Origin of the sequence: Pseudoalteromonas sp. S327 (genome assembly GCF_005886415.1) — a bacterium.
GTDB classification, from domain to species: Bacteria; Pseudomonadota; Gammaproteobacteria; order Enterobacterales; family Alteromonadaceae; genus Pseudoalteromonas; species Pseudoalteromonas atlantica.
The window spans coordinates 1-13,072 of the sequence record NZ_PNDP01000082.1; the positions used below are offsets into that span (position 1 = coordinate 1).

The 13,072-nt window shown below is 38.7% G+C and carries 12 protein-coding genes; 3 read left to right on the top strand and 9 right to left on the bottom strand.

Translation table 11 applies throughout. The annotated features are described in order from the left end of the window. Positions 1-207 precede the first annotated feature (207 nt). The 3 genes from CWB60_RS19570 (at position 208) to CWB60_RS19580 (ending at position 2,782) form a co-directional block, all read left to right on the top strand. Positions 208-387, top strand: a complete 180-nt coding sequence (locus CWB60_RS19570) for a DUF6435 family protein (RefSeq protein ID WP_029772742.1) — start codon at positions 208-210, stop codon at positions 385-387. A gap of 603 nt (positions 388-990) precedes the next feature. Further along, on the top strand, positions 991-2,121 hold the full coding sequence (locus tag CWB60_RS19575) for a DUF3800 domain-containing protein (protein WP_138577929.1): 1,131 nt from the start codon (positions 991-993) through the stop codon (positions 2,119-2,121). A gap of 58 nt (positions 2,122-2,179) precedes the next feature. Continuing rightward, the gene (locus tag CWB60_RS19580) at positions 2,180-2,782 is read left to right on the top strand and encodes a GIY-YIG nuclease family protein (RefSeq protein WP_138577927.1); all 603 of its coding nucleotides are present in this window, start codon (positions 2,180-2,182) and stop codon (positions 2,780-2,782) included. A 1-nt stretch (position 2,783) separates the two neighbouring features. Here the strand turns inward: CWB60_RS19580 and CWB60_RS19585 are convergent, their stop codons facing one another. From CWB60_RS19585 to CWB60_RS19630, 9 genes are all read right to left on the bottom strand, one after another. After that, positions 2,784-3,905, bottom strand: a complete 1,122-nt coding sequence (locus CWB60_RS19585) for a DNA cytosine methyltransferase (protein WP_138577925.1) — start codon at positions 3,903-3,905, stop codon at positions 2,784-2,786. Between the two features lie 743 nt (positions 3,906-4,648). Continuing rightward, entirely contained in the window at positions 4,649-5,101 is a 453-nt protein-coding gene (locus CWB60_RS19595) for a GNAT family N-acetyltransferase (protein ID WP_138577922.1), read from the bottom strand. 31 nt (positions 5,102-5,132) lie between these two features. Continuing rightward, positions 5,133-5,723, bottom strand: coding sequence for a DUF2238 domain-containing protein (locus CWB60_RS19600; protein ID WP_138577920.1), 591 nt, complete (start codon positions 5,721-5,723; stop codon positions 5,133-5,135). 61 nt (positions 5,724-5,784) lie between these two features. Next, the gene (locus tag CWB60_RS19605) at positions 5,785-6,576 is read right to left on the bottom strand and encodes an SDR family oxidoreductase (protein ID WP_138577918.1); all 792 of its coding nucleotides are present in this window, start codon (positions 6,574-6,576) and stop codon (positions 5,785-5,787) included. 145 nt (positions 6,577-6,721) lie between these two features. Next, complete coding sequence (locus tag CWB60_RS19610; RefSeq protein ID WP_138577916.1) at positions 6,722-7,225, bottom strand: Mpo1 family 2-hydroxy fatty acid dioxygenase; 504 nt, start codon at positions 7,223-7,225, stop codon at positions 6,722-6,724. A 73-nt stretch (positions 7,226-7,298) separates the two neighbouring features. Next, a complete protein-coding gene (locus tag CWB60_RS19615; protein ID WP_024033419.1) occupies positions 7,299-7,985 on the bottom strand; it encodes a Crp/Fnr family transcriptional regulator in 687 nt (228 codons plus the stop codon). Then, positions 7,982-8,638, bottom strand: coding sequence for a hypothetical protein (locus CWB60_RS19620; protein ID WP_024033418.1), 657 nt, complete (start codon positions 8,636-8,638; stop codon positions 7,982-7,984). The genes CWB60_RS19615 and CWB60_RS19620 overlap by 4 nt, the downstream gene beginning before the upstream one ends. Before the next feature lie 518 nt (positions 8,639-9,156). Next, on the bottom strand, positions 9,157-12,303 hold the full coding sequence (locus CWB60_RS19625; protein ID WP_138577914.1) for a PilC/PilY family type IV pilus protein: 3,147 nt from the start codon (positions 12,301-12,303) through the stop codon (positions 9,157-9,159). Positions 12,304-12,780: 477 nt separating this feature from the next. Beyond that, positions 12,781-13,072: hypothetical protein (locus CWB60_RS19630; RefSeq protein ID WP_138628018.1), on the bottom strand; the 292-nt coding region annotated here is incomplete at its 5' end.

Genomic DNA, 13,072 nt, shown 5'->3' on the forward strand with positions numbered 1-13,072 from the left:
AGTTATTGGGAGTGAGCAGGACGCGGAAGCTTTGCTCGGTTTTTACTTATTCTTACAGGGATGTAAGTCATTAGAATAACGCAGGAGCAGTTATCGAGCCCACTAGGTTACAAACCTTGCGCCGCGATTTAATGGCCCCTAGATTGAACAAATTTCAATCCGCAAAGATCAACACGCCCTTATACTTTTATAAAACTAAGGAGCCCCATGTTTTCACTATTTAAATCAGACCCGACAAAAAAACTACGCAAAGAGTACGATGCAAAGCTTGAGCAAGGCATGCAAGCTCAGCGTAAAGGCGACATTAAAAGCTACGCCATGTTAAGCGCAGAAGCCGAAAAAATCTGGAGTGAAATAGAAGCGCTTGAGGCTAAAAAAGCCAGATAATACCAATCGTGTTAAGTAATTAGACATTTATAGCGACGGATAAATAGAGTGATAACAAGGCATAAATTTCGACATGTAGTTTTTCTACATGAGAAATTTATAACGCAGTTAACGCTTTATTTAGCACGCGAGAAAGGCTAAATATTTAAGTCGATTGGTATAAATATCGTGTCTGTACTGTTTTAAAAGTAGAAAGACGCGTTTAGTAAATAATTCATCACCTCGTTTTATAGCCTCCACCAGCCAAAAACCACCTTTTATAATAGGCTTGCATAAACAAATGTACTTAAAGCGGTTACTTATATTTTCGATGCAGTTTTTATTGGCGGTTAAATGATTTAAAAAAGGGGTTTGGTTTTCATTTTAAATCTTTAGCGCTGTATTTGCTTACTGCGCAGGCGTTTTTCCTCCTAAGTCAGAAAATGAGGACTCTTTCCTCTTTTCTGCATATTATTAAAAGAACAGCCTAACTTAAAGTTTAATACTCGCAATGTGTTACAAGATTTGTTATTAATATTAAAAATAAATAAGAGGACATACATTGCTCATAAAAAGAGGAAAGCTTCGTCTTATAAATCCGTTAAGTTGCATCAGGGAAGTTCCGTGTATTTTTATGTAGATGAAAGTGGTCAAACAGGGTTAGAATTGTTTGATAATAACCAACCATTCTTATACTACGGTGTTTTAAGTTCTGAATTTAACCTTGATGAAGTCAGTTTGCCTCATGTAGAAAAGCTTAGAAATTATTTGGGAGTTGAAAGGCTTCATGCAGCAGAATTAGGCAATGGTAGACTTGTTAGTATCGTAGATGATTTAGTAGCGCTTAAAGAAAAATACAATTTATCCTTTGATTTCTATCGAGTAACTAAAAAAGACCATGCGGCATTGTGTTTTTTCGATCAGGTTTTTGATCAAGGTAATAACCCTGCTGTACCCTGGAATGCTTATTGGACACCATTGAGATATGTTTTGGTTTCAAAAGTAAGTTTCTTATTCGATGAGGCTTTATTAAAAAAATCTTGGAAAGCACGGATTGCAATTAATAAAGAATTTGCAGAAAAAGAACTGATTGAAGTCTGCCAAGAATTACTTAATAGAGTTCATCATCTGCCAGATAAGCGCTCAATAGAAATTATTACTGATGCGCTGGAGTGGGCAATTGAAAACCCGAGTAAAATTTATTATCACGCCACTTCAAAAGAAGATAAGCTTCTGATATCTCCAAACCTTATTGGGTTTCAATCTGTAATGCTTGGTATTGCTACCCGATTAGAAAATACAAAATCAGAAGCTACAAAAGTAGTTGTAGATCGCCAGTCAGAATTTAATAAAGCTCAAGAATGGATTTCAGATTTATATCGAAATACCAAAAACTTAGATGAACCCATGGAGTTTGGCCCAGGAATGCCAACAATGGATTTAAGGCATATGCCATCAGTGCCAATTGAATGCACTCCTGGAACCGATAGTTCGGGATTAGAAATAGTTGATATTTATATTTGGATATTCAAGCGCCAAATGGAAGGTAAACCCCTTGCCACTGAGCTTTTTCCTTTGATTCACGGGCAAGCAAATGGCATGTTTAATGAAGTTTCTATACAGGCCCTAATGGAGCGCTGGGAAAAGTGGTTTCAAGAATTACCAATACCGACATCTGAACAAATAGAAAAGGGTAGAGAGTTGTTGGAAATTGATAAAGAAAGAAGAAAAAAGCATGTAAAGTCTGCAACTTAACAAAGCGTTATACGTGGGCTAATCCGTCGCATTTTTTAACCTATTAACAAGAAGAAATATGGATATAAAAGCAGTAAGAAAAGAAATGTTAAGTGAGCTGACTGATCAAGTTGGTGTTTACGCTTTATGTGATTTAGACAAAAGTCCAATATATATTGGGCAATCTACCGATGGAATAAGAGCAAGGGTAAATCGCCATTTGACGAGTGCTAGAAGCGATGTTATTGCGAATAGGCAGCTTGATATTTGGGAAATCTACGAAGTTTGGGCATGGCCAGTAGGAGAAAAACTCCCTAAAGGAACACCCAAAGCGGAGAAAGATAGGCAAAAACATAAAATAACAAGCTTAGAAAACTATTTAATAAGTTATTACAATTCAATTAGTCCATTAGTAAACGGAAAGCTACCAGTATCTACTGAAATAACTCCAGAGGTACCCGTTAAACAAACTGTACCGATTATGCATGAAGAAGAGCGATTACAGCGATTGGAACCATCGCGCAGATTACCGCGACAAATGGAGCACTTAACTAATCTATTTAGCCACATTCTTGAGGTAAAAAATAACCCAGAACAAAGACGTATGCTTAGGGTTCATTTCAATAGGACAGACAAATATTACAAAGGCTTTATGGCAGACTCAGGAGAAGACGAAGTGTAGATTATGAGGCCTCTTGGATAGGTTTGAGCAAATGCTTTTCAATCCAAGAAACAGCTGGAACTACTAAGCCATCACCAAACACATGATATGCATCATTATATTTGCTAGGTAGCTTATAATTATCCGGGACACCCATTAGTCTAGCGGCCTCTCTGCGAGATAGCAGTCTAGCTTTTACTTCGCCATTATCAACCAGAACTAAGGTTTGTCTGCTAGAACCTCCAGTGGGGGTTCTTAAGCACCCTGCGGTGCCATCAAACCTCACTTCAGCTCTTTGAAGTTTTTCTCCATTCTTTTGTTTTCTTACCCTTTTGTACAATCCTCCGACAACCAGTCCATTTTCCCTTTTAGCTTGATTAAGTTTTTCTAGATTTGTTTCGCTCATCATTGAGATGAGCTTCTTTACTTCTCCAGTGCCTAGCTCCTTAACATCAGTTGGATTTTCTTCAACAATATCAACTAAGTTTTTATCTCTCTTAGGAGGAGTTGGCATAGACCACCAGACCCACTTTTTCTGCAGTTTTTCTGGTAATGCAGAATGGGCTTTAATCAAATTAGAAGGGTGCCACTCAGGGTTAGGTTCTTTACTAATTAGAGTTAAAAATCGTGTTTTAGGGGTTTTTGTCGCGATTACAAACAGTCTAGGTCGTGATTGAGGTACAAATGAAGCACCATCTACTACAACGCCCCCAGTGTAGTACCCCAGACTTGAAAGTGCCTCAATTATAGCTTCAAAGTCTTTACCACCATGCGAAGTAATAGCGCCGACAACATTTTCAAGAACAATGATATTTGGTTGCCGCTTTTCTACCTTAAGGTCCTTTATAATCGACATTAGTTTTTTAAAGGTTCCACTGCGCTCACCATTTAAGCCAGCTCCGTTACCTGCTAATGACAAGTCTTGGCATGGGAATGAGCCCCATATAAGGTCTGCTTTACCGGGTAGATTTGATGCATTCAGTTTATAAATGTCTTCTTTTAAAATCTCATCATCTCCAAAATTTTCTATATAGGTAGAAACTTTTTTAGCACAAATATCATTGGCAAACTGGCATTTCCATTCACCACCTAATCCGAGGCGCGCCATTCCTCCTCCTGAAAAAAACTCAAAAAATTTAGGCATCGCTATTGCCCTTAATTTTGTATTCGGCAGTAAGTTCACATACACAATTGTGCACTCTTTCCTGATCATCAGTGCCAACAGGATAAGATGGGCATTTGCGACCAGAGACTACGCCATCATATGAAATTTGAACTTTGGATACAGGCTTAAATTCACCATCTCCCCAGTCCTCTAGACCTACAGAAACTTTATATGAAGTGCCCTTGGGATGCGGGGGGCTCGCCTCTATATCTTTCGATTTTTGGGGGTAGAATGTTCTGGGCACAGAGGTATAGACCTGAGTAGTAAGTGATTGTTGTATTTTACTATAGAGTCCTATAGGAATCTATAGTAAACTTTAGACTAAAAACTTATAACATGGGGCCGCAAGCGACCTCCGGTAGTTATCACTTTGGTTGCAAAAATCCGCAAATAAAGTGCCAAGTACCTCCCGCGGCTGAGCGCGGCGTTATGTGTATGAATGAGGTTATGCGAGCAGAAATTTAATGAGTGTGAATTTGAGAATAAATTATTAAGTCAGTGCTGTGAAGAGCAGAAATTAGCAGTTGTTATTTATTATCAAACACAATCCAACGCTCTTAAATGGATGAATACAAATATGTCTGCACTAGGAAATCATATACCTTTAAAAAGCATCATATCTCAACCTAATAAGTTGAAATAAGTTTTAATGTCAATGGCTTATTAGTTTTTTGTATTATCCATACAACTTGCTTACATAGACATTGCCCTTCCCCAATTTACTATACCTCTGGAGTATTTCCCTCATACACATTTGCAGGATTTATTTGCATTAGCAATGCTGGGTTGTCTATCGGTTTAAACCCGTATTGCGCATACAGGCCATGCGCATCAGAAGTGGCTAATAAAAAGCGCCTGAGCCCTTGCAGCTCAGTGTGCTCTACTATCGTTTTAACCAGTAACTTGCTCAGACCATTACCTTGCAAATCTGGGGTAATAAATACATCAGCCAAATAGGCAAAAGTGGCGTTGTCGGTTACTACGCGGGCAAAACCAACTTGCTCGTTATCAGCGCTGTAAACACCAAAACACATTGAGTTATCAATCGCTTTTTGCATCACGCTTTTAGGTATTCCTTTAGCCCAATAACTATTAGCAATAAAGTTATAAATAACGTTAAAGTTAAGCTTGCTTTTATCTGTGCTTATCGTGAAATTGTGGGTATTTACAGTCATAGTTTATTGTCTTTTAATCATAAAATTTGAATCAATAATCTTTAACATTTTTTAACTGTTTATCGTGTACTTTTGAAAGCAGCAATATCGAGCAAATAGCCCCAAGTAAGGCAATTCCCATATCAGATTGAGTATCCCATACGTACCCTTGCGTACCTAAAAATGCTTCTGCGTTTTCACCGCTTAACACTGCAACCCACCACTCTATTAGTTCGTAAAAAGCACTAAACGCTAAACATATCGATACAACAAACACATTTAGCCAGCCTTTACCATTGATTACGTTTTTACGTAGTAATATTTCACGCGCTAATAATGCAGGCACAAACCCTTGAAAAAAGTGCCCTATTTTGTCGTAGTTGTTACGCTCACTGCCAAATAAACTATCAAACCAAGGGACTTCGGCGTAGGTGTAATGCCCGCCAACCATTAGCACAATACAATGCGCTAATATAAAGCCATATAAAATGGGGGTGAGTTTAAAATGCTTATAGCTGCTTGCCATAAGCACTAAACCAATTATTGCGGGAATAACTTCAAGCAGCCAAGTAAACTGATCTTTTGGGTTAATTCCGGACCAAGTTAATACAATAAAAAACAGGCCAAGCCATAAATACTTCATTTAGAATCCTTGTCTAAATTGATTGAATTTACAGCATTTTATATCTCTAAATCGCCCGATGCTACCGATAGTTTGTTTTAGCGGTTAATCGATTAAATACGCGAGGAAAAAACCGTTTAATGGTCGGTGCCCAGCTACTTAGGCCTTTGCCAACAATCACTTCGTCTTTTTTATTATGAATTGCGAGGATCATTTTTTTAGCAGCTAGGCTTACATCCATGCCATTTTCTATTGAGTGCTCTGGCTTGTTTTGTGCTATGCCTTGCTCGTTTAACGAATTATGTGCAATGGCGGTTTTAATAGAGCCGGGGCAAATAGTTAAGCAATGAATATTATGCTCTGCAAGCTCTGCACGCAGGCAATCCATAAAACCCACTACTGCATATTTAGAGCCTGAATAGCCCGTTCTAAATTTAGAGCCTACTTTACCCGCAACGCTACTAATTGAGACTATTGTACCGCTTTGCCTAGCAACCATAGTAGGCGCTACCGCTTTGGTAAGTGCAATGAGGCCAAAATAGTTAACTTCCATTAATTGGCGGTAAACATTAAATTCGTTTTCTAAAAATAAGCTGCGCTGCGATACCCCACCGTTATTAATTAAAATATCGATAGCAGGTAATGTACACATTAAATCAGTAACCTGAGCTAAAACAGCTTCAGGCGCTGACAAATCAAGAGGCACAATTACGTGGCCATCCCCATGTAAGCTTTGTTTTAGTTCGTTAAGTTTATCAACACTTCTGGCTGATAAAATAACCTTGGCACCCAGTGCTGCAAACTGTATTGCGAGCTCTTTTCCAATACCTGATGATGCGCCGGTGATCCATACGGTTTTATTGTTGTATTGCATGGGTTATTTGCCTTTATTATTTTATCCGCTGCTAATAGCAATCGTGTTAAGTTTTATACGTTTATAGCGACATATATATGATTTATAACGCGGTTAACGCTTTATTTAGCACGCTAGAATAACTCAATATTTAAGCCGCTTAGCGTTATGCTTTGGTAGGGCCTGCTATGGCGTTAACTTCATGCTCTAGCGATTTATAAAGCCCCATTAAAAATAAAAACTCAACGGTTACATACAACGGGCCAATAATTAAGCCAATTAAATCATCTACAAACGCAGGCTTTTTACCCTCATAGTAATGGCCAATAAACTGCAGCACCCAGCCAAATACAAACACGCCCACACCAATACTTAACCAAGGCCAAAAAGCCATAGCAGCGATTGGCTGCGCTGCTAAAAGCAATATGGTAAACAGTACACCCATTATTAAACCAAGCGACACGCTCAGCATTAAGTAATACACCACGCTTGCAAAAACAAAAAGCTGCGCGCCATCAATAAGCAGGCTGCCAATGGGTATTTGAATACGCGCTAACAAGCACAGCACCGCAAATACAATAAGCGGAATACCAAAAAAATGAGTTAAAACATTGCGTTTAGAGCGATGGTACAAACCGTATGTACCAAGCTGTTGCTGTAGAGTTTTCATGTGTGTGCCTTTTATTGTGTTTTTTTACACTATATCAGGCTTTTAAAATATCACTCTGTCGGGGAGCCGACATTTACTGATTACAAAGTAGCTCTAAAGCAGATTGGTTTAAAATGGTCACTTTGTTATAACCGACCTCAATGAGTTGCTGCTTTGCTAATTTTTTTAGAATTTGATTGGCGGTTTGCCGTGTAAGGTAAGTCATATCAGCCAATTGTTGCTGAGACAAAGTAAACGTATGGCCATTACTATGCGCTAAATGCGCGCACAATATAAGTAAGCGTTTTGCAACGCGCTGCTCGGCACTTAATAGTGCGTGATCTTCCATGCTAGTAAACATAACTCGCAATTTTTGGGCAAGGAGTAACCCAAAGTCTTGCCAATAATGCGGGTATTGTTTTAACAGTTGCTCAAGTGCGCGTTGCCCAATAAAACACAGTGTTACATCGGTTTGCGCATAAACATCGTGCGTGCGCATTCCGCGGTCAAATAAAGTGACTTCGCCAAACCACAGCGAGGCGTCAACAAAGCTTAAAACAGCTTCTTTACCATTATTACTTACCCCACTAATACGCACCACACCACTTAATACAGCATAAATACCGTCGTGTTTATCACCTCGTAAAAAAAGAGATTGGTGCGCGCTAAGGCTTAAAGTTTTTGCGTGGCTTAGTAAAAACTGTTTTAAGTGTGCATCACGCTTAGAAAACCACTGCCCTTGTTCAATAATGTTACAATGTGCTTTACTTAATCCATTCATTGCATTGTGTTTATATGTGGTTGAAGCTCTATTGCCAACGACTTCGGCAAGTCTAAATTACTGGCAATAACAAAGTCGTTATACGCCTCATTACCAGAGAAAAACTCCGCAATAAGCGTTTTATTTTTATATACGTTCACTGAAACACCACTGCCCATACCACCAGCATTAATAATGTAGTAATAGTAATTGCCTTTGTTAAAAAACAAAATACTTTCGCCTACTTTCCCTATTTGACGATAGTAGCTACCAAATGGCTGCGCCGCAGTGGCCGTATACTCTAGGCCAATTTTTTGCTCAGTGCCATAACGATAAGTAATAGCTGAGTTATCATTGGCCACACACACAGACAAAATATTATCAGTGGGCTTTAGTGTATAAGTCACTTTTGCGGTTGGGTTGCGTATAACCTTTTGCATTTTTGCATTTATATATGCTGTTTCACCACGTTTACAGTGACTTGGTACAATTCCCTCTATTAGGCCTTCTACAACAAGGTGCTTTTGCTTAATAGCAGTAGCCGGTAAATTAGCGTTTTCGTTTTTAGCCACTGACGGCGTTTTACTGCTACTAAATAAACTCACTTCCTCATCGCAACCATTTAAAAAGAGTACGGGAATACAATAGCAAAAAGAGATCAATTTGAAACTCATACTAATTCCATCTAATACAACTTAACCTTAAAATAGCGGCAAAATTAAGCACTAGCAACCATTTAAAATGGTAAGTTTTATAATTCTTTTTTTTAACCATGTTATGCAAATATTGCTTTACTATTTAGTGACTTATTTAATATTTATTTACACATTAATTGGTTTATTTACGAACAATTCATAAACCAATTATTACCCGTATGTCTATTTTCAATATAGGGACAATAAACCCTCTTTTTATAATATTTAAACACAATAATTGCGAATAAGCATTGGCTAGCGAAAAGCAATGTTGGCTTTTATTAATACAAATTCGCTTGGTTAGGTAATTTATTTTAGGTAGGAGGCGCGTTGAATTTTAGGCAAAAATTTCATTGTTGAGCTTTCTTAAGCAGAACACTTTAACGTAGCAAGGTTTGCTTTGGGCTCTTTAGTATTAGCTAGAAAAGTTAGCGCATGCCTTTTAAAGGCATGCGCGGTAAATAATAAAGCGTTGTGACGCCTGAGCTAAGGCTAACCTAATCAGATGAAGAATCGTTTTCTTCACGTTTATATATGTAGGTTTGCTGCGTTTTAAAGCCAAAGCCTAATGTATCACTGTCATTTACAAGTTTAACTTTACCATCAACAACAGTTAACCCTGGGCCGTTAATTTCAGGCGGTTTGATAGGGTTTACTGCGCCTTCACCAGTAAGGCTCGGGCCGATTAAATAAAACTGGCTTACTTGGCTAACAGGTATTGTTTCTTCGTACTCGTAACCACCACCTGGGGTACCGTCATCTGGGTCACCATCATCCGGTGTTGGCACATCACATAATCCATTATTATTAGCATCTATACATGAGTCGCCTTCACCAAAATACAACTGAGCGGTGTCGGGTACATCGTAGCTGGTAGTAAATTTAAGTTGGTCGTACACTTTTGTGCCATAGTGCAAATGAAAAGCGTACATTGCACCACCGCCCCCTGTTAAAGAGCACTGATTTTTATCAGACTCTAGTGCAGGTGTAAACGATGTATAATAAGCTACGCCTCCTACTACGGTGGCTGCAGCCAATGATTTTTCACCATTACTTAGCTCATATCGCCACCCTTTAAAGCCTGCTAAATCAGCTTCAAGTTCTACAAACTCATCTACATTATCTAGTGCATTGCCAAATGGGTCGTCATTCATAAGCATTAATTCACTTGGCACTATGGGCTCTGGCGTATTTTGTGACTCGAAGGTTTTAGTTACGGTTTGTTCATCGCGAATCATGTAAAGGTGATCTTGCTCATTGGTTGCAAGCGGATTTGAGCGATTACCACTGCCTATTACGATTGCATCGTAAGGCGTATCTAATCGTGTGGTTATTTCTTCACCGCCATAGCTCGTTTTGCTCACTTTACTAAACATAGTACGTGCCACTAGTGGCTTGTAAAAAAAGCGTCGGTCTTGCGTTGCTAATGAACTGCCAAGCTCTGCTAATTTGTAATGAGAAAAACTATTTTTGTCTGAGCCTGGCATATCCACACGCCAAATATTACCCCCAGTATCGGTGGCATATAAACGGTCAATGTAACCATCATAATCTGAGTCAAGCGTTGCTATATCAGCAGCTATACTGTGCTTACCTTGGAAATTGTTATCCTCGGGCGTTAACGCCCATACTCTTTCGCCAGTTTTAGCCTTAACAATGTAAATTCCCGTGCCTGATTTATCCTCGCTACGAATCGCGTTGTCTTTGTTTGTATCGTATCCGCCACCAAATACCAGTAAAGGCTCATCTCCAAACGCTTTAATATAGGCTATTTGTGGTTTTGACCAGGTTTGAGCTAGGTATTCAAACCCATCTGAGCCGCCTACAATAGGCTTACTCCAAAGCTGTTTTGGTTTATCTGGTGAGCTAATATCAAGTGCATAATAGTTTTTACCCCCGCGGCGCATGCCAGCAAATGCCCATACTTCATCACCTTTAGTGGCATCTATTACTCCGTCATTTAAGCCGTCACTGTTTAAACTTTTATTGTTAAAAAACACACTAATAGGCCCATCCATACCATATACTTTAGTATTGGCTTGATTGGTACGAAGTGCAGGTATGTTTTTTAACAGCTCAGCAGGCATAAACGCCCACTCCTCTTCAATGCTGTTACCTTTATCGTTAAACATGTGCAAAAAGCCAGCATTAGTGCCCACTAAAATACGTATGTTGCCATCACCATAATCAATAGATACCGGTTTAGAATGCAAAGGATCACCAAAAATATTGGCACGCTGATCTACTGATGAGCTATCGCTATCTTCGTTATCTACATCCATGCCTCTTGCCCAATTAATATCATTGCGCGAGATAGCAATATTAGTACCCGGTATGATGCCACCTATGGCGTCTGACACTATATTTAAAATTTCTTTAACTCTATCAAAGGTAAAATCAACAATACTACCGTGCGAATCTATATACAGTTTGCGGCTTTGTGAGTCTAAGCTTGAAAGTAAGTAGTTTACGCCGCCTTGTGCGACTAAATTACCATCGGCCGGTTTATTTGAAGGTAGCCAAAACGTGCGAGCGTCTTCTTTAATTAGGCCGTCATCACCTATTGCCTCACGGCCTGTGGAGTCAACTATGTTAGAGCCCGACATAACTAATTTTTTTAAATTGCCGCCCCAACGAGCCCCGGTCTCTGGGTAAAACATAGCAAAATAGATTGCTTCTCGGCTGCGGGTTTGGTCAACGTTATTACTGGCAACCGTAGGCGATGAAAAGCTATCGTTTACTTCGCGTATTCTAGAAATAGTATTATTTAATGCTTCAGAGAGCTCTGCTGAGGTATCTGCGTGAAGGTACTCGCCACCACCTAGTTCAGCAGTTTTTTCAAGAAGCGTTTTACCTTTGCTACTCATGCCACTACCAAAACCAATAGTAAATACGCGGCCTGTGTCTGCTACTTCCGGTGTGTCTTCGTAAAGATCTATTTCAACGTCTTGTGTACCATGAATTATTTGCGCTAATACCGCTAAATAACTGTTACTTGTTTTACTTGGGTTATAACCAAATTTTTGCTTGTATAAATCTTTAATATCGTCATTACGGTTATTATCCTGAGTAGGGTCGCCGTCGGTCATTAATATTAAATTTATAGAATTATCACAGCGCTCTTGCGAACCATATGCCTGTCTAAACGGCGATATATAATCAGGGGGCGTTAAAGGGTTGTCGTTGGTCTCTACACTAAAGTCACGTTGATTGGTATTTTGTCCATACCAAACAGTTTGGCCTGTCATATAAAGGTAGGCTTCCCATAAGGTTTCTGTAACGGGGGTGTTTCCGCTAGCAGGTAGCTTTTCAATTTGGCCTAAAATAGTGTCATGTGATGAGCCTAAACCAGCCATAATATAACCACCGTTGTTACCATTAAAACGCATTAAACCAAAGTCAATGGCGCTATTATCATTAACCAGTTGGGTCATGGCATCTTTAGCTGCATCTATTTTTTTAGGTCCGTTGTAAGGAAGCTTACTTCCCATACTTCCGGAGGTATCAAAAATAATCACAACACGGGGGTTTTCATCGGTTTCTACGTTATGGTTTACGTATAGCTCTATATCTTCGGCGGTTACAGAGAGGCTAACAGTTGCTGCAAAAAAAGATGCAACAATGCGATTGAAGGTAAGTTTCATTTTAAATCCTTTTATCTGCGCTAAAATCACGCAGTTCCATTAAAAGTGCAGTTACTTATTTATTTTTAGTTTTAATTAGAAAAATGCACAAAACAACTAAATGCCATTAAACATAAACTTATTTACAAAGATTAATATTAACTGAATTTGCTATATTTTAAGTACTTTAATGAAAATAGGCGCAAATATAAAGAAATTTAATACCCTTAGAGCATTTTATATACGCATCGTCATTAGTAAAATATCCCGCTTTTAAAAACAATTAACCCTGCAATTCTCGGTTAACCTTATTTGCAATGGTGTTATTACCATATTTTAAGTTTAAAACCCCCTATTAAAATAGGTATTTAAGTGAGAACACACATTAAAACCGCTTAAAAATTAACAACTCACATTGGTTAATTTCAAAAATTAAAACTAAAAAGCCCCCGCGAGTTTATAAACTCGCGGGGGCTTTTTAAGTGCTAAGTAATAAATTTATAACGATAAATCTTCTTTAGCACGCGTTAAATTATGAGATACCAGTGAGTTTTTAGAAATTTGATACGCTTCGTATAAATCTGAAAGGCCTGCGGTGTCTTTTTTAGCCATCATGCGGGCTACACCACGGTTACTTAATGCAAACGATGTAAGTTCGCGTACTTTTAAACGTGGGCCACGGCTTTCTTTTAATAAGGTAATTGCTTGTGTACAAATGGCTTCAGCTTCTGTGTAGTTTTTAGATTCTACATTAAGTGCACAGCTATTAAATGGCTGTTCAAACTCTGGT